This window comes from Apibacter adventoris, from assembly GCF_002964975.1.
In the GTDB taxonomy this organism is placed as follows: domain Bacteria; phylum Bacteroidota; class Bacteroidia; order Flavobacteriales; family Weeksellaceae; genus Apibacter; species Apibacter adventoris.
In genome coordinates this window covers 226,240-244,991 of sequence record NZ_PSZM01000036.1, presented here as the reverse complement: position 1 = coordinate 244,991, position 18,752 = coordinate 226,240, and the positions used below count along the sequence as shown (strand labels likewise).

General features: G+C 33.0%; 20 protein-coding genes and 1 pseudogene. All 21 read right to left on the bottom strand.

From position 1 onward, the window contains the following. A pseudogene (locus tag C4S77_RS06135) lies at positions 1-684 on the bottom strand (hypothetical protein); the annotation flags it as partial. A gap of 29 nt (positions 685-713) precedes the next feature. Next, positions 714-1,748 (bottom strand): hypothetical protein, encoded by a 1,035-nt coding sequence (locus C4S77_RS06130; RefSeq protein ID WP_105246810.1) that lies wholly within the window; start codon positions 1,746-1,748, stop codon positions 714-716. A 35-nt stretch (positions 1,749-1,783) separates the two neighbouring features. Next, positions 1,784-2,668, bottom strand: a complete 885-nt coding sequence (locus C4S77_RS06125; protein WP_105246809.1) for a hypothetical protein — start codon at positions 2,666-2,668, stop codon at positions 1,784-1,786. Between the two features lie 234 nt (positions 2,669-2,902). Continuing rightward, a complete protein-coding gene (locus C4S77_RS06120; RefSeq protein WP_146106058.1) occupies positions 2,903-3,679 on the bottom strand; it encodes a hypothetical protein in 777 nt (258 codons plus the stop codon). Between the two features lie 102 nt (positions 3,680-3,781). Beyond that, positions 3,782-4,111 carry a hypothetical protein gene (locus C4S77_RS06115; RefSeq protein ID WP_105246807.1) on the bottom strand — a complete coding sequence of 110 codons (330 nt, stop codon included), beginning with the start codon at positions 4,109-4,111 and terminating at the stop codon, positions 3,782-3,784. 101 nt (positions 4,112-4,212) lie between these two features. Then, on the bottom strand, positions 4,213-4,524 hold the full coding sequence (locus tag C4S77_RS06110; protein WP_105246806.1) for a hypothetical protein: 312 nt from the start codon (positions 4,522-4,524) through the stop codon (positions 4,213-4,215). A 95-nt stretch (positions 4,525-4,619) separates the two neighbouring features. Further along, complete coding sequence (locus tag C4S77_RS06105) at positions 4,620-5,567, bottom strand: hypothetical protein (RefSeq protein ID WP_146106057.1); 948 nt, start codon at positions 5,565-5,567, stop codon at positions 4,620-4,622. Positions 5,568-5,596: 29 nt separating this feature from the next. Continuing rightward, positions 5,597-6,634 carry a hypothetical protein gene (locus C4S77_RS06100; RefSeq protein WP_105246804.1) on the bottom strand — a complete coding sequence of 346 codons (1,038 nt, stop codon included), beginning with the start codon at positions 6,632-6,634 and terminating at the stop codon, positions 5,597-5,599. A 41-nt stretch (positions 6,635-6,675) separates the two neighbouring features. Then, positions 6,676-7,632: a hypothetical protein gene (locus C4S77_RS06095; RefSeq protein WP_146106056.1), complete on the bottom strand. Its 957-nt coding sequence runs from the start codon at positions 7,630-7,632 to the stop codon at positions 6,676-6,678. 37 nt (positions 7,633-7,669) lie between these two features. Further along, positions 7,670-8,464, bottom strand: coding sequence for a hypothetical protein (locus tag C4S77_RS06090; RefSeq protein WP_146106055.1), 795 nt, complete (start codon positions 8,462-8,464; stop codon positions 7,670-7,672). 126 nt (positions 8,465-8,590) lie between these two features. Further along, positions 8,591-9,175, bottom strand: coding sequence for a hypothetical protein (locus tag C4S77_RS06085; protein WP_105246801.1), 585 nt, complete (start codon positions 9,173-9,175; stop codon positions 8,591-8,593). A gap of 2 nt (positions 9,176-9,177) precedes the next feature. After that, positions 9,178-9,780 (bottom strand): hypothetical protein, encoded by a 603-nt coding sequence (locus tag C4S77_RS06080; RefSeq protein ID WP_146106054.1) that lies wholly within the window; start codon positions 9,778-9,780, stop codon positions 9,178-9,180. A gap of 97 nt (positions 9,781-9,877) precedes the next feature. Continuing rightward, positions 9,878-10,810, bottom strand: a complete 933-nt coding sequence (locus C4S77_RS06075) for a hypothetical protein (RefSeq protein ID WP_105246799.1) — start codon at positions 10,808-10,810, stop codon at positions 9,878-9,880. A 28-nt stretch (positions 10,811-10,838) separates the two neighbouring features. After that, entirely contained in the window at positions 10,839-13,505 is a 2,667-nt protein-coding gene (locus C4S77_RS06070) for a hypothetical protein (RefSeq protein ID WP_105246798.1), read from the bottom strand. Positions 13,506-13,507: 2 nt separating this feature from the next. After that, the gene (locus C4S77_RS06065; protein ID WP_105246797.1) at positions 13,508-13,981 is read right to left on the bottom strand and encodes a DUF4280 domain-containing protein; all 474 of its coding nucleotides are present in this window, start codon (positions 13,979-13,981) and stop codon (positions 13,508-13,510) included. Between the two features lie 118 nt (positions 13,982-14,099). Continuing rightward, positions 14,100-14,405: a hypothetical protein gene (locus C4S77_RS06060; protein WP_105246796.1), complete on the bottom strand. Its 306-nt coding sequence runs from the start codon at positions 14,403-14,405 to the stop codon at positions 14,100-14,102. A 12-nt stretch (positions 14,406-14,417) separates the two neighbouring features. After that, positions 14,418-15,122 (bottom strand): hypothetical protein, encoded by a 705-nt coding sequence (locus tag C4S77_RS12805; RefSeq protein WP_146106053.1) that lies wholly within the window; start codon positions 15,120-15,122, stop codon positions 14,418-14,420. Positions 15,123-15,284: 162 nt separating this feature from the next. Beyond that, positions 15,285-15,413, bottom strand: coding sequence for a hypothetical protein (locus tag C4S77_RS13365; RefSeq protein WP_260209501.1), 129 nt, complete (start codon positions 15,411-15,413; stop codon positions 15,285-15,287). A 203-nt stretch (positions 15,414-15,616) separates the two neighbouring features. Next, the gene (gene pnuC, locus C4S77_RS06050; protein WP_105246794.1) at positions 15,617-16,309 is read right to left on the bottom strand and encodes a nicotinamide riboside transporter PnuC; all 693 of its coding nucleotides are present in this window, start codon (positions 16,307-16,309) and stop codon (positions 15,617-15,619) included. A 6-nt stretch (positions 16,310-16,315) separates the two neighbouring features. Next, positions 16,316-17,206 carry a DMT family transporter gene (locus tag C4S77_RS06045; RefSeq protein WP_221405098.1) on the bottom strand — a complete coding sequence of 297 codons (891 nt, stop codon included), beginning with the start codon at positions 17,204-17,206 and terminating at the stop codon, positions 16,316-16,318. 121 nt (positions 17,207-17,327) lie between these two features. Next, a complete protein-coding gene (locus C4S77_RS06040) occupies positions 17,328-18,749 on the bottom strand; it encodes a glutamate synthase subunit beta (RefSeq protein ID WP_105191962.1) in 1,422 nt (473 codons plus the stop codon). Positions 18,750-18,752: the final 3 nt, after the last annotated feature.

Genomic DNA, 18,752 nt, shown 5'->3' with positions numbered 1-18,752 from the left:
ACGTTGTTGCATCTCCTTTTTTAGTTCTTCTTCATTCTGTTCTTTCAGATTTACAGAATGGCTCCAGCCTTCTACTTCATAGGGTACTTCTACCTCTATTTCGGTTTGTAGTTCGAAATAAGGAAAGCCTACAATTGGATTATAGGGTTTATCATTGGCATCATATTTTGTATCGGAAGTTTCTATAGTAAACATAGGATATTTATCTTCCCAATCTCCGGATTTTCTATAATATCCTTCCATTTGTAAATAAGAATGGTAATCAAATGAAGTTTCTCCATAACGAGGATAAATTCTACCTACTACTTTATATTTTCCGCTTTTTAAGATACAGGAATTAATAGGTATTTGGGCACTAAAACTATCATTTTCTTTTGTAATATATCCCCAAAATCCTCCAATAAAAGGAGGTATATCCCCTATATACAATTCCATCTGAACATGTGAGGGTACTATATAAATATTATAACTTTTATTTTTAATATTTGTATTGGATATAAAAGGAGTTGGAATAAATAGGTAGGGTTTTAGCGTATCATTCATAATTTCGGGTTGTTTAAATATAGTTATTTTTTTTATTTGATCGTTTTGCGGCAAACTTCTTTCTTTGTTTCCCTGCCCGCAGGAAAATAGAGAAGATACCAGAAGTAAGCAAAAAATAACTTTATGTATATGCCTGCTCATTAACACAATTGTTTTCCCTGTTTTTCACTTTAAATAACGCTAAGCTTTTGCCCGGGTTTTTTTCGGTGGAAACGGAACTCTAAAGAAACTATATCTTTGGGATCTTTTCGGTTTACCAAACGGATTACCCCTTCGCGGTTTACCGGGTCTACCAAAGTCACCATTTTACCTTCAGCAAAGTATAAGAGCTGAGCCTCCTGAGGATAAGGAGCTATATCAAATTCTTCACTCATAATGACCGTGAGTAAATCCTTTATCCGGTTTTCTTTTTCTTCCTCGGAATAGTAATATACGGTTCCTAAAAGATCTTCTCTTTCTTGTATTATCTGACGAAAGGCCGCGGTGTCTTTTTTGGCTATAAGCTGACGTATGTCATCATAACGTTGTTGCATCTCCTTTTTTAGTTCTTCTTCATTCTGTTCTTTCAGATTTACAGAATGGCTCCAGCCTTCTACTTCATAGGGTACTTCTACCTCTATTTCGGTTTGTAGTTCAAAATAAGGCAATCCTACAATTGGATTGTATATTTCTCCATTTTTATGGTACTTATTAGGAGTCTCTATAATAAACATGGGATAGGTATAATCCCAATTTCCTGCCTCTCTATAATATCCTTCCATTATCAAATATGAATGAAATTCCAAAGCTTGTTGACCATAGCGAGGATAGATTCTACCTACTACTTTATATTTTCCGCTTTTTAAGATACAAGAATTAATAGGTACATTAGGACCTATTTTACGACCATCTCTACTTGTAATTTCTCCCCAAAATAAATTTAAGGATACCGGAACATCTCCCACCAATAACTCTAATTGAGAATTACCTGTATGTATTTCAATATAATAACTTTTATTTTTAATATTTGTATTGGGTATAAAAGGAGTTGGAATAAATAGGTAGGGTTTTAGCGTATCGTTCATAATCTTAGGTTGTTTAAATATAGTTATTTTTTTTATTTGATCGTTTTGCGGCAAACTTCTTTCTTTGTTTCCCTGCCCACAGGAAAATAGAAAAGATACCAGAAATAAGCAAAAAACAACTTTATGTATATGCCTGCTCATTAACCCTATTTTTACTTTAATTTAGCCTATTATCTTTATCGTATAACTTCTAACGGCTTACCTAATGCAGGACGATAAAGGTAAATCTGGTATGAATAAACATTATCTTTATCTTCCCCAAACAAAGGAGTTTCACCTTTTTCATTTTCTAATGTTACTATTTTGCCATTCCCATAAAACATAAGTCTATAATTCTTAATTGGTTGTACACTTCCTATGCTTTTTGATAATCTATTATTCATATATTCTTCATCATCTTTAATTAATATAGTATCATTATATAATGACTTAAAAACTTCAGAGTCTCTTTCCTTCATAATATTTAAAAAAGATCTTTTATCTCCTTTATTAATTATTTTTCCTAAATCATTATAATAATTCACAACTTCTTTAGTTAAAATATCTTTATCTTCCTTACTTAAATCAATACCATTTTCCCAATTTTTTAAACTATAAGGTACTTTGGCATCAAAGATCCATTCTTTAACAATTATAGGCATTTCACCTTGTTGCTTATCTAACTTAAATTCACATACTAGTGTAGATTTCCTTTCTACATAAGATTGGTATCCTTCATTATATTTATAAATACCTAACTTTAGGTAATCTATACCCAATTTATCAACTATTTTATTTCCTTTATTGGGGAATAAAACAATCCGTAATTTTTGTTTCCCTGATTTTAATATAAGATCATTAATAATTAATTCATTATCTGTTGAACCTGGTAAATAATCTTTTTCCAGAATCATATTATTTATATACGTTTCATAAGGATTCCCCGATGTTATTTTTAAAGTATAAATAGGTTGTTGATTCATTGTTTCTAAATTTGTTATTTTATTAAGTGTATCTTGGGCTTTATTACAACTAATATGAAATAATAAAAAAAAGAAAGATATGTATACTATTTTATTCATAAAATTAATTTTAATCTTTACCAAAGGTCATATAAGCTGAATTTTTAAAACTTGGAATGAGTTTTATTGGATCTAATTGTTTAGGTTTGTTATTAGAGTTTCTTCTGACAATTCCAATATTATAATATACCGTAACAACTAAACCAGAAAACTCTGTAGTCCAATCAATCTTGTTCTCTTTATTAAAATTTGGATTGGCAGTTAACTTAAAATAATATTAATCCTGTGATTTGTTTATCTTATTACTTCTAATGGTGCACCTAATGCAGGACGATACAAAATAATTCCAAAATAATCTTCATACTCTTCAGTTATACAGAATAAGGGAGAATCACCCTTCTCATCCTCTAAAGTTACTAATCTACCATTCCCATATATTTTTAAATTATATTTATTAAAATCAATTGGTTTCATTTTCCCTTGCGCTGTAGTAATTCTTTCGAGTAATTCGTCTTGTTCTTTTTTTATTATCTCCGAATCATAATAAGCAACTAAAACTTCATGATTTCTTTTGGATATAATTTTGGAATAATGGCTATAATCTCCTTTATTTAAAATTCCATAAATCTTTTGATAATACATCTTAACTTCTTTTAATAATGCTTCCTTATTTTCTTTTGTTAAATCTACTGAATTTATCCATCCTTCTAATTGATAAGGAACTTCAATATTAAAATGGTATTTATATTCTATATATGGAGTATTTTTGATTATTTCTGGTATCTTGATATTTTGTATTTCTTTAAAATGTTCAAAATTAACATCTTTCGATAAAACTAATTTTAAACTAAAATATTTTGAAATATCTTCTGCTATAAATTCTTTACCAATTTCACTATATAGTCTTACGCTTATTTCCTGATCTTTATTATTTATTAATAATTCATTTATAGGATAAAAACCACTCATAGAGCCTTCTTCATTATATTTAATTACAGGTGCATCATTAACTAATATTTCAAAAGGTGTTGCTATATTAAAATCTATTCCATAAATAAAATTTTTTTCCATCTTATATTTTTTTATTTCATTACTATTTTTCTCTTTCTTTTGACAGTTAAAACAAACTGACAACAACAATAAAACGATTATTAACTTATTTCTCATAAAAATTTAATCTTTTCCAAATACCATATTTACAGGCTCTCCTTTGTAAGATGGTATTAATTTTATGGGGTTAATCTTTTTAGGCCTAGTGCCATCTTTTTTAGAGCTAAATTGTACTTTAAAATAAAGAGTAACAACTAAACCAGAAAATTCTGTAGTCCAATCAACCTTGTTCTCTTTATTAAAATTTGGATTGGCAGTTATCTTAAAATAACAATCGGCTTTGACTCCTGCCTCAAAAGCTACTTCTACTCCTTGTTTTGTCATATATTTTGATTGAACCTTAATATCTGTTGAAATTTCCAATTTTCCCCCAAAAGTCCCGCTAATTTTCATATCGGTATCAAATTGTTTTCCTTTAGGCCGGGTTCCATTCCAGTTTACATACGCCTTATCTATAGCTAAATTAGCATAAAAAATTAAATCTATCCGGTAATTTATTTCAAAACTCCCATGCTTAATTTACTTGCCAGCCAGGTAGCTATATCAAGTGCTGTAATTAATTTTACATATACCGGGATCTTTTCTCCCAAAGCCAGTAAATCAATTTTCAGATTTCCTCCAATTAAAGGAGTACATTTTACATAGCCTTCCAATTGCAATCCTACTCTATTTTTGGTAGTAGCATATTTCCAGTTTATTCCGGCAGAAGGTGCTGGAGCTTGTAAAGACAAACTCATAGCATTTAACCTCCCTAATAAACTTGGGGTTTTTGTTCCTACCTCCTTAGCCGATTTCCTGGCTTGCACAGCCCCGGTTATCTTTTTCTGTAAGCCAGAAATAATTAAATGGGAAGGTACTTACCGTATTAGCTACCTTCTTATCTTTTATATAGATATAGAAATTACCATACTTTTAGTTCATTACTTCCTTCTGGCATATAAAGAAATAAAGAGTCTCCTCCTTCAAAATCCCTTTCCTCTCCTTCGTTGTTTTTTATACGGGCTTTAATATACAACATAGGCCGTAAGTTTTTTTGCCATAAGGCAATTATCTTTCCATCGGAATAATACTGAATAGTATAATTCTCTATCGGTAATAATTCGCGGTTTACTATTCGTGGATCATTCTGAACAATCCCCATTGTATTTTCACTATTTTTTTTTATCTCATCATAGGTGTTATTATATAAAACATTATAAAATTTACCTGATGAATGCACAAGTTCCTTATAAAGTTCTATTTTTTTATATTCTACACATAGTTGCCTTAATTGCTCATATTTACTAACTATTTTTTTTTCTATATCTGGAATCTGTCTTAAGTCTCTTGCTTTTGCCAGTTCTTTATCATAAGTAAAAGGAACATCAGCATCAAAACTTATTCTAGCTTCATAATAGGGTAGTTTTTTTTCTGCTAAACCTTGAGGTAAGGTAAACTCCCCTATTTTCCGGTAATCCTGTAAGTGGGTATCTTTATCTTCTGCCCTGTAAAAAGTTATATTTGCATTGGCATACATGGTCAGGTATTCTTCTCCATCCCGCGGATATACTTTTATTATAGCTGTCTTTTTTCCTGCATTAAGTAATAGCAAATTTAACGGGAACATCATAGACTCACCTCTGTTATCGGTGAATCGGTAATCCTGCGCTCCTTCTATTTCCAGTATAAGTTTACATCCACTTTTGTTTACCTGAGCCCCGAAGACCGGACGATGAGTATAGTTATGGGTTAACGCTAATTCTTGTTGAATAATTTCTTCCATCTCCTTTCCCTTATTCCCTTGCCCACAGGAAAACACAGAAGATACCAGAAATAAGCAAAAAATAACTTTATGTATATGCCTGCTCATTAACACAATTGTTTTCCCTGTTTTTTACTTTAAATAACGCTAAGCTTTTGCCCGGGTTTTTTTCGGTGGAAACGGAACTCTAAAGAAACTATATCTTTGGGATCTTTTCGGTTTAACAAACGGATTACCCCTTCGCGGTTTACCGGGTCTACCAATGTCACCATTTTACCTTCGGCAAAGTATAAGAGCTGAGCTTCCTGAGGATAAGGAGCTATATCAAATTCTTCACTCATAATGACCGTGAGTAAATCCTTTATCCGGTTTTCTTTTTCTTCCTCGGAATAGTAATATACGGTTCCTAGAAGATCTTCTCTTTCTTGTATTAACTGACGAAAGGCCGCGGTGTCTTTTTTGGCTATAAGCTGACGTATGTCATCATAACGTTGTTGCATCTCCTTTTTTAGTTCTTCTTCATTCTGTTCTTTCAGATTTACAGAATGGCTCCAGCCTTCTACTTCATAGGGTACTTCTACCTCTATTTCGGTTTGTAGTTCGAAATAAGGAAATCCTACAATTGGATTATATAATTGATTGCCCCTATAATATGCTAATTCATTAGTTTTTATAGAAAATATTGGATACTTATGATTCCAATCATTCGCTTTTCTATAATATCCTTCCATTGTTAGATAGGTGCTTTCTTCTAACATTTTTTGTCCAAAGCGAGGGTAAATCTTACCTGTCACTTTATATTTCCCACTTTTTAAGATACAGGAATTAATGGGTACATTAGGACTTGTTCGAAGTCCATTTGTTTTAGTAACATCTCCCCAAAATAAGTTTAAGGAAATCGGAACATCTCCCACCAATAACTCTAATTGAGAATTTCCTGTTCTTACTGTGATATTATAACTTTTATTTTTAATATTTGTATTAGATATAAAAGAAGTTGGAATAAATAGATAGGGTTTTAACGTATCATTCATAATTTCAGGTTGTTTAAATATAGTTATTTTTTTTATTTGATCGTTTTGTGGCAAACTTCTTTCTTTGTTTCCCTGCCCACAGGAAAATAGAGAAGATACCCAAAGTAAGCAAAAAATAACTTTATGTATACACCTGAACATTAATACAATAGTTTTTTCTAATTTTATTTTTAACCTATTATCTATCGTATAACTTCTAATTCATTAGAGCCTTCTGGAATATGAAAACGAAATAAATAACTTCCAGTTTCTATTTCGCCTGTTTCTTCAGAAATACCCTCAAATACTACTCCATCTATAATATCCCCATCTTTATCGGATTGCCGTAATTTTACCACTTTATTATTTGGTTCCAAAACAATCTGATAACTATTTATAGGCAATATTTTAATGTTTTTTAACCCTTCTAATGCCTCACTATTTACAAGAGATAATCCGTTTAAATAATTCTTAATTTCTGTCTGAGTAGCATACAAACAAACAAACTGCTCTTGTAATTTAGGCATTACCACTCGTATATAAGCTTCTGTATCCTTATTTTCCAGAACTTTTCTTAGTTGTTCTATTTTTGCTACTACTTTTGCTTCCAAATCAGGTACTTTAGTCAAATCTTTCGACTTTGTCCAGCCTATCAGTTTATAAGGCACTTCTGCTTCAAATTCAAAGGTTTTTTCTACATAAGGCAGCCCTTTTGTTTGTGCGTAAGGCAATTCATAACTTAAAATATCTATTTCAGGATCGTTTTCATCCCTAAAATTTTGATTATAAAACAATCTCATTCTAAAAGTTGCATATCCTCCCAGTGTTTGCTTACCTTCCGACGGATATATCCGAATCGTCATTTTCTGCTTCCCTGTTTGTAATATATTATAATTTAGGGGAACTATAGGGCTAGTTATCATTCCCTGATAATGAGAAAACATTTGTACATCGTTTATAAATAATTCCCATTTTACATTGGAACTGTAAATTCCACAATAGTAAAAAGGTTCTTGTTTGTATTGTTTTGGGATATCTATGGTCTTCATAATTTCATCTGTTTTTTGCTCTATCTCCTTTCCCTTATTCCCTTGCGCACAAGAAAACACAGAAGATACCAGAAGTAAGCAAAAACCAACTTTATTTATATACTTGAGCATTAACCCTATTTTACTTTAATTTCATTTAGCCTATTATCTATCGTATAACTTCTAACGGCTTACCTAATGCAGGACGATGAAGTAATAATTCATATATTTGTACGCTTTCATCATCTAACTCTGCTTGTAATGCTGATTCTCCTCTAAAATTTTTATCAATGCGTACTAAAGCAACTATCTTTCCATTCCCATAAAATACCATCTGGTAATTTTCTAAAGGAAATACTTTAGTTATTCTATTTATAATTTCTAATGTTTCTTTATCATCTTCTCGTTTCTGATCTTCATTAAAATAAAATGCTTGATTTAATTCATTTTCACGATGTTTTGTTTTTTCTAAAAATTCCTTTCCATCCTTATTATTTAATATATTTCTAAACTGTTCATATTTTAATACCACTTCTTCTAAAAGTTTATCTTTATCTTCATTAGTTAAATTTAATGATTTTTGCCATCCTTCTATTTCGAAAGGAAACTCTACATAGAATGGAAATACATACTCAACAAAAGAAGTATTTTTTATAGAATCTGGAATTTTTATAATTTGCACATCTTGAAATTTCCCAAAACTAATATCTTTAGATAAAACAATTTTTAAACTGAAATATTTAGCAATATCTTCTGTTATATTTTTTTCCCCATCACTATTATATAATTTTATTTTTATTTCTTGTTTTTTACCCTTAATTAGCATTCCATTAATTGGAACAAAAGCACTTGCTGATCCATTTGAAAAATATTTCATAACAGGAACATCATTAACTAATATTTCAAAAGGTGTTGCTATATTAAAATCTATTCCATAAATAGGAGTACTACTGTTTATTTTCATTTTATTTTCTTTTTTATTAGTTAATACTTCTTTTTTTTCTTGGCAGTTTATTAATATAAATACCAAAAATATTAGAATTAATATTTTACTTCTCATGTTTATATTATTTTTTTAGTTCTAACTTCCTCAAAATTTCATTGTTGTTTTCCCTGTATATGATGGTATTAATTTAATTGGACTCAATGTTTTAGGGGGCTTATTTTTTGAGGTACTTTTTAATGAAAGTTTATAATAAAATTCAACTATTAAGCCAGAAAACTCTGTAGTCCAATTAACCTTGTTCTCTTTATTAAAATTAGGATCGGCAGTTATCTTAAAATAACAATCAGCTTTCACTCCTGCCTCAAAAGATACTTCTACTCCTTGTTTTGTCATATATTTTGATTGCGCTTTTACCTCTGTTGAAATTTCCAATTTTCCCCCAAAAGTCCCGCTAATTTTCATATCGGTATCAAATTGTTTTCCTTTAGGCCGGGTTCCATTCCAGTTTACATACGCCTTATCTATAGCTAAATTAGCATAAAAAATTAAATCTATCCGGTAATTTATTTCCAAAACTCCCATGCTTAATTTACTTGCCAGCCAGGTAGCTATATCAAGTGCTGTAATTAATTTTCCATATACCGGGATCTTTTCTCCCAAAGCCAGTAAATCAATTTTCAGATTTCCTCCGATTAAAGGAGTACATTTTACATAGCCTTCCAATTGCAATCCTACTCTATTTTGGTAGTAGCATATTTCCAGTTTATTCCGGCAGAAGGTGCTGGAGCTTGTAAAGACAAACTCATAGCATTTAACCTCCCTAATAAACTTGGGGTTTTTGTTCCTACCTCCTTAGCCGATTTTCTGGCTTGCACAGCCCCGGTTATTTTTTCTGCGGTATCATATATACTTTTTAATATTTTTGTCGTGCTCCGATATTTTTCCGCAAAATTCCAACTTAATTCTTCCGTTATTTTCCCGTTATACTTCGCCTTTATAGTTAAACCAAAATTAGTAAGCTTATCTCCTAAATTACGGTTTGCCATTGTTGTCATACGGGTTTGAGTAGATGTATTTTGTCTTTTCCGGTTCCTTTCTTCATTTTTTAAATCTGCTACTGCCTTAACATCTCCCCAATTTCGTACATCTTTTAAAGAAATATTTTTATTAACCGAATTCTTATCATCCAGATTGTATAAATTATAATTAGGTTCCGTCTCTCCATACCAAACAGGATCTTTAGTATTATAAAAGAAATTAAAATCCCACTCAATATCCGGATATACATTAATCAAGACATCATTGGTATACCGGCAGGTTTTTATCATTACCACATAGGGCTGTTTATCTTTTTCAGTAAGCCAGAAATAATTAAAAGGGAAGCTACTTACCGTATTAGCAACCCTCTTATCTTTTATATAGATATAGAAATTACCATACTTTTAGTTCATTACTCCCTTCCGGCATATATAAATCTATAAATCTATTAACAAAAACTTTTTCTTTCTTCCCCTCATCTTCTAGCCAAAAATAAACTTTAGGGAAAAATGATTTATCTGTTTTATCTCGTAATACTACTACTTTATTATCATGATAAAAAACCAACTCGTAATTTTCTATAGGAGCTATTTCCCTACCTAATAAAGTCAAATTATATAAATCATTTTCAGATTCAGGATTTGCTTCTACTTCTTTTTTGGTAAAATAGTTATGGCTCCAATGTTTAACATTAAAATCTCCTATCTCTTTAAGGAAACTATACCCATCAGCCTGTTCTATTATTTTACTTAGCTGTTTGTATTTATCTACTACTTTTTTCTCTATATCAGGTATCTTAGATAAGTCTTGGGCTGTTATTAGTTCTTCACTAAAATCGAACGGAACCTGTGCCTGAAATGTTCCTTTTAATTCATATTTTTGGAGCTTCTTATCTTCTAAAAACTCCGGAAGATTCCATTCCTTCAATACCTCAAATTCATCCATAGGTGTATGACGATCGGGGGCATATACTAACTTTATATTTACATGAGCCAAATTCCGTATAAAGGTCTGGGTACTCATTGGATATACTTCTATAGTAATAGTTTGTCCTCCCGATTTTGGAATTTGATTATTAATTGGCAAAAGTACACTTTCTCCTTCATCTTCAAAAAAATTCCAAGGAAAAGGAAGATCGTTTATTCTTACTAAAACTCTACAGTTTTGCTTATTTATTTGCAAAGTATAATAAGGTTGTTTATCATATTTTTGTATTTTATCAGCTAATTTTAATTTGTATTCATCCATAGTTATTTTATTTTGTTTTTGCGCACAACCTATTACAGTTAGAAGAAATATAGTTAAAGTAATTATTTTATTTCTCATATTTATATATTTTTTCTTATTATAATAATTATTTAAAATCTAATAAATCAAATTCAAAATCTCCGAATTTTTTATAGGGAATAATCGAATAAGAATCACTTATCTTAGGTAATTTTTTAGAAGATCCTGGATCTAAAATCTCCAAAGTACCTACAATTTTCATAGTAACCCCTAAAAAAGTAAAGAACCCACTGACTTTTTGCTTATTGGTATTTATAGTAAGTTTAAGTCCTGTTTCAGCTGTTCCAGAAAGCTCTCCTTTCATTCCTCCCACCGTTTTTTCTTCTTTTTGGCCATTAATTAATATTACTTTTTTTACTCGAGCTTCTATCTTAAAACCTAACTCCACACCCATACCTAAAGTTATTGAAGGTTGCAATTCTGCACTAAAATCTTTCAAGGCCAATATCCACTTTATATCTACCTGCCCAAAAGCATAAATGTTAAACCATAAATCAGCAACTACCGGAGTCCCCACTTTGGATGACACCCATTCTAATCCCATTTTTACATACCCTAAAGCTCGGAGTATCTGACCTACTACTGGAATATAACTCACTGCAGCAATTAAATCTATACCCCCTTTTGCTTTTATCAAGGGTGCTAATCCTAACTCTAAGTTTCCTGTAGACTGAACTTCATTTTTATCAGTCTTATAATACCAACTTCCTCCTACCCGAAAAGAAGGAAGGCTAAATTCAATAAATATAGGAATTTTATTCTTCTTTCCTACTTTAGCAATCATATTCTGAGCATTATTGCCTTCTCCTTCTACTATTTTTTTACGATTTGAAAGAGTATCCAAAATATCTTTAATCACTCCAATCGCATCAAGGTATTTTCTGATTTTTTGGTTTAAATTGATTCCATAATCATAGACTAGCCCTGAAACTGTATATTTTACATGAACTTCCCAAGTAAAATTAACATCTTTATTTTTATGTGCTATTCCTATTTTACGAGCCTTATCCTGATGCCTTTTAAATATATCTCCAGCAGGCATATTAGCATGGGAATAACTATCTGATTCCGTAGGGATTAAAAACACATAAACTTCCCATTTTATATCCGGATATACATTAATCAAGACATCATTGGTATACCGGCAGGTTTTTATCATTACCACATAGGGCTGTTTATCTTTTTTAATAAGCCAGAAATAATTAAAAGGGAAGCTACTTACCGTATTAGCAACCTTCTTATCTTTTATATAGATATAAGGAAGGGAAAGATCTATTTCTTTTTCTTTTATATTTACCACAGTAAGATTTTGCTGTTCCGCGCTGGCTTCTTTATGAAAGTAAAAAACACTTTTCCCTCCGCGGGTATGGGTACCCGGGCGGCAGGCCTCATTCGTATGCAGGTCGGCCATCAACTTCAGGAAAGCCGGTTTTGCATCCCCGGCAATTACCTCAATCGTAGGTTGCGACTTAGGCAATATCATTTTAGTCTCATCAAAAATAACAGAGTCACTTCCGTCTTTTTTAGAAAAACCTTCCTCTTTGTAACGCTGGGCTTTAATCTGGGTATAATGGCAAGGTTCTCCTTTGGGAGCTAATAAAACAGGAGTTTCTTTTTCTACCACATTATTTACCGGAGCATTACGGGTACTAATATAGGCTTCGGTGTCTTCGTACATAATCTGTATATAGCCGGTTACCGACTGAACCCGGGGTTTATTAGCCAACTCTTTGCGCGTACGGGAAGAGATTACCGCAGAAGAAATCTCGGAAGCAGCTATCACTCCCCCCATTTCGTTAATCAGACTAAAATCTGAAGGGAGATAGGAAATCTGAACTTTAAACACGCGGGCTTCCTTTTTTTTCTGATCTTCGGGCATTTTGCTTATATCCAACGGAACAGTTACTTCCGCAAAGCCTTTAAACTGCTCCAGATAGTCCTGCAATTCATCCGTTTCTTCTTCTTCCTGTGCCGGTTTATTTTTCGTTACAGTAGCCGTAGTGCTATACAGGGTTTTATCAGACGATTCATCCCATATCTCTACGCTCAGCTTTTCCCCTTCGGGAATATGAAGTGTCTCTATAAAAAACTCTATATTTTCGCCGTAATACAAGTAGGTATACTTTGCCTGTTTCACCGTTGAAGCCAATATCCGGCTAAATGCCCCCCTGTGTACCGTATGGTTCCCGCTTATAGTAACCTCATAAGGACCGGGATGCTGGGCCGGCATCATAAACATGCCTTTGGGCGCCGCACCAAAATGAAGTTCGGGATGAACCAGAAAGGGTTCTACCCAGTACAGGGCAGGAAGAAATTTTTCGTCTTTATCAAACCACAGAGATATAGAGTCCGCACGGTTATAGGCCCCGCCTACGCCATAGAGGTCCGAGCCGGATATTTTGATAAGGGGCTCATTTTCTATATTTTGTTCCCCGGGGTCTTTTTTATTATTTTGGTTGGTATCGCTAAACCAGTGTAACCATTCAATTCCTCCTTTTTCCAAGGAGTTTACACGACCGTATACCCATTTAATGCCGGAATTTTTATAGCCTTTTTCTTTAAGTATTTCGGACCTGTTGCGGCTTTCTTCGACTATTCCTGCTTCTATATACGCAAAAAGGCTGTTGGCCATTACTCCGTACACCCTGCAGTTTTTAAGGGACGGATATTCTTTTATCTGTCCGGTTTCCAGATCTTCGTCTGTAAAAAGTATTCCCGTAATTCCTCTGGCCATAGTTATTTAGCTTTAAGTTGCGGGGAAGGTTTCAGGTTACGTCCCAGGTGGGCGGTATCTACCAATGGATTGATCTGCGCCTGTACCTGAGGATCGGTATTACTAAAATTCTGAGGAGATACCTCAGCTTGTTGTCCATGATACAAAATACTGATGCAGTCTTTGCCTCCTACCGGGCAGGTAGCTTTAGACTCTTCAGTAAGGAGATTTCCGGCCCCTACTATTTTCTTCTTGGTTTCCTCGCCACTCCAGGCGGTAAGGGTAACTGTACAAGGATTGTTCTTTTTTTTAGCACAACTGCCAAAGCAATTCTTTTCAAAGGTAGTGCCCAGGTCTGTAGTGGTTACCGCCAGTTTTTTGGCTCCGTCCATATCATTAAGGAACACTTTACTTTGGGTTTTTACTTTCAACGCATCGGTACCGCTCCCGTACAGACAGCTGCAAACCGCTCCTTGCACTATATATTTTACTCCCATATTTAGTTAGTATTTTGATTATAAATTATAATTATTTTGTAATATTTATTATTTACTTGCTTATTAACAATAATTTAAGACAGATATTTTTCAAATACTTATTCTTGCTCCTAATTTTTTACGGTAATAATTCTTCCTGCTCGGCAGGGTAAAAAGATTGGGTACAGACTACCCGCTGCCTTTCCACCATCAACGCCCTACAGGAATTATTCCACCTTTCGCCCGGCATACAGTGGCAAAGCTCGTGGGTATAGCTGCAAAACATATATCCGTAAACTCCGGTATCTGCCTCTGACATTACCCGCTGACCGTCTTTTTTCATTCTTAATGTTTCCGAATCTAAAGACCGGAAAACTCCGCAGGAAATCCCTTTACCACATTCTAATACGGCATTTTCCGTTACTATAAAATTGTACTTTTTCATAAGATTTTAACTTTAAAATCCAAACAAGCGGTCAAACCATCCTTTGCCTTTGTTTTTTAAATATTTCTGATAGACTACCTCATCTTCATCCAGCTTTTTTCTTTCTTCTTCGTATTGCTTTTCATAATCTATTACCGGCTCTTTTTCTCGCTGTTGCCATATACTTACTTCCGTAAGTGGTTCTTTATGTCCTTCTTTTATACGGAAAAGCGTTGCCAAAATATCTTTGATGGTAAACCGTTGCTTTTCCAGATTATACTCTACTTCCAGTTCATAGCGCACCCCTGCTTTTATCGCCTGTCCGTGAAAATGAAGAAATACACCTCCTACCTGGTTATATTCTTTTTCCACCCATTGTTTTCCCTTAAAAAGAAGAGGCCGGTTATACTCTCCTATATTGAACCAAAGGCTGCTTTCTTTATCTAATTCCGAAGAATATTCTCCGTACAAGGAATGACAATAGAGAGAAAAAAACAGATCATTGCTAAGTAAAGACTTTCGAAACCGATGGTCATCGGCCAATTGTTCTTCAATTGTATGCTTATACAACTCTAATAACGCTCCGCCATATTCTCTTTCTAAATATGGAACCAGTTTATTCCAGTTATTTTGTATTTCTTTTCGGTTAATTATTTTTTGTTTGCGGGTATTATAATCAATATGTAATTCCAAAGGATACAAGGCTCGGGTAGTAAGTATAGCCAGTTCATCGGCCACCCTCTCCGGAGAATGACCATTAACAAAGAACCGGTCTTTCTGAAACCGAATCCGGGTTATATTCTGAGCAGTACCCCGCCCTTGTGTTGTAATTTCATAATTTATCTGCGAAGATGATAGCGGATATTTAATGAGTACTCGATATACCCTTAGGGGAAGATCTTACAGGTATAAGGAATTTTTTGCTCCCCAATGTACTTTTTTTGATTGAGTAGAAGCTAATACTTCTTTCTTTTCGCTTTTTAAAAATTGCTTTTCCGAGTCGTCTATATAAAAACCTAAATTAGACATATAAGTATTTAACCATTGGATAAATTTACTTATTTTTATTTTAAATTAAAAATTACACATAAAAAATTTATTAGATATTTAGTTTTTTTTACATCTGAAAAGTAAAATACGAGTATTCATTTCAAAAAAATAAATAAAATTTTACACATATCGTGTACAATATTCATCTAGAAATTACTATTTAAGTATTTGATATACAAATATTAATTACGAGCTTCTTTATACCATTTATAAACTCCTACAAGGGCATTAATCTCATAAAGAACCGATTGTATAGCAAAAATATAGTTATGAGATAGTATATTTAATATAAACCAAACGCAATTGCTTATACTCCACAAAATCCAGGAAAAAGGCTGACGCATGATCATGGTAAATTGAGCTGCAACCCCCAACAGAAAGGCTATACTATTCAGGACAAATACATACATATTTTTTTTATCCTTAAATAAAAAATCTCCGTAATTATATAAAAAAAATATTCCTGCTATACAGAAAATAAGAGTAAAAATCAGTGCTTTTTTATTAGTATGTGAAATTTTCACTTTTCCTTCTTCATCCAGATTTTCTTTCCGGGTCCACAGATACAATCCAAAAATATGAGTAATAAAATAATACACACTACTAAGAGCCATTCCCGGGTTTCTAAACAAAATCTGCATATAAATTTCTCCGGTATTGGCAGACATTCCCAACACATTGGAAAATACAGGAGAGCGGCTCACTAAAACACTTACACAAATGTATCCCAAAATAACGGTTATCATTGAAATAACGGTTACATAGAATGGAATTTTGCCGGTTTGTAAATCACTAATTCCTACATATAATGTGAGTCCAAAGGCAGCTATATACCAAAAAATCCTGAATATTTTTTCTGATTTTACTGAAATCATATTTTTCTATATTCGTTTTTGAGTTATATTTTTTATGAATTGAAGGTTTATTCCTCTTTCTGCCATATATACTCCCAATAGAATACAAATAGAACCTAAAATAGCTATTTTGGTAATCTGCTCTTCTAAAACCAGAGAGGAGGTGAGTAAGGTTACTAAAGGAACTACGTATATATAATTGGAGGTTCTGACTACTCCTAATTTTTTGACAGCAGTATTCCACATGAAAAAACAAAGCATGGAGGCTATAAAGCCTAAAAATGATAAATTTAAAATCACGGATGGTCGAAATAAAATATCCTTATTAAAGTGTATAGGCTGAAAATACATAATGGGCAAAAGGGTAACTATTCCATAAAAAAAGACTTTGCGGGTGATAAATAAGGTAGGATAATTATTTTCCATCTTCCTTAAAATCAACCCATAAAAAGCCCAGGACAAGGCTGCCAATACAGTTAAAAAATCTCCTAAAGGATTTAGCTGTAATACAAAACTCCCGTTAAAAATTACCAAAGTGACACCTACCAAAGCTAGCAATGACCCATATATTAAATTTTTGGTAGGTTTTTCTTTTTTTCTGTACACAATAAATGATAAAAAGGCTGTAAGTAAAGGAGCTGTACATATAATCAGAGATACATTGGAAGCTAGGGTAATCCCTAAAGCCATGTTTTCTGCAACAAAATATAAAGACCCTCCGCACAGTCCTAATAAAACAAAAAGAAATTCATCTTTTTTACTTTTTGAAAGTAATGTTTTAGGTGTAAAAAACCAAATACAGAGATATGCCATTAAAAAACGGTAAAAGAATATTTCTACCGGGCTAAGACCATTATTGATAAGGATTTTCGTCGAAATGAATGTAGTTCCCCAAATAATTACCGTAATTACAGCCATTAAATGGTATTTTATACTCAAATTTTTCGTTCCCATTATTTCATAATTTTATAAATATACTGGCAGCTATTGATATAGCTGCCAGTAAAATGCTCTAAAATGTATTTTTATTTTATCAATCTTATTTTTTTAAAAATGCATCTATATGCTCAGCCGTTTTTCTTCCTGATGCAATACAGCTAACTACCAGGGATTGTCCGCTTACGCAGTCTCCGGCGGCAAATACTTTATCGATATTCGTTTTCCTAACCTCATCAGTATGAATATTCTTTCGCTCATTCATAACAATTTCCATTTCTTCCAAAAATCCTTCTTGTATGGGGTGTATAAAACCTAAGGCTAAAAAAACCAAATCAACTTTTAAAATTTCTACTTTACCGGTTTCTTTCATTATAAATTTACCGGACTCATCTTTTCCCCATTCTATTTCTACCAATTCTACGGCTGTTAGTTTCCCATTTTCTCCGATAAATCTTTTGGTATTTAATGCCCAGCGCCTTTCTCCTCCCTCGAGGTGAGATGATGAAGTTTTTAAATACACAGGAAATGGAACCGGCCAACGATTTTCTATATCTTTTAATTCTTTTGGCTTAGGCAATATTTCAATTTGGGTAATACTGGCAGCTCCTTGTCTGTTTGCAGTACCTATACAGTCTGAACCTGTATCCCCACCTCCGATTACCAATACATTTTTTCCTTTTGCATTTATTAGTTTTTCTTCTGAAACAGGCTCTCCCGCATTCAGTTTATTTTGCACAGTAAGGTATTCCATAGCATAATAAACCCCTTGCAAATCTCTTCCTTCTATGGGCAAATCGCGAGGTACTTGAGAGCCAATGGCAATACAGATTGCATCATATTTTTTATGCAATTCTTTGGCTTTAATTTCTTTTCCTATTTCTGTATTGGTTATGAATTCTATGCCTTCTTCACGCATTAAATTCACTCGTCTTTCTACTATATTTTTATTAAGCTTAAAATCTGGTATTCCATAACGTAACAATCCTCCGATACTGTGTTCTTTCTCATATACAGTAACCTCATGTCCTTTTTGGTTTAATCGGTTAGCTACGGCTAATCCGGAAGGCCCCGAGCCTATAACCGCAACTTTTTTTCCGGTTCTAAATTGTGGGATTTTAGGCTTCATATATCCTTCGGAATAAGCCTGTTCCATAACAGCAGCTTCGTTTTCCCTTATGGTTACGGGTGAATCATGAATGGAGAGAACACAAGTCTTTTCACAAGGGGCGGGACACACTCTACCTGTAAATTCAGGAAAATCGTTGGTTGATTGCAAACTTAACATTGCTTTCTTCCAATTTCCTTTATATATGTAATCTTGCCATTCGGGCATTTTATTTCCTAAGGGGCAACCATATTGACAAAAGGGTACTCCGCAGTCCATACACCGGGATGCCTGAAGTAATCGGTCTTCTGCATTTAATGTTTGTTCTACTTCACCATAGTCTAATATTCTTTCATGCTTAGGACGGTATCCTGCCTCTTTTCTATGTACTGTTAAAAATGCTTTTGGATTTCCCATTTT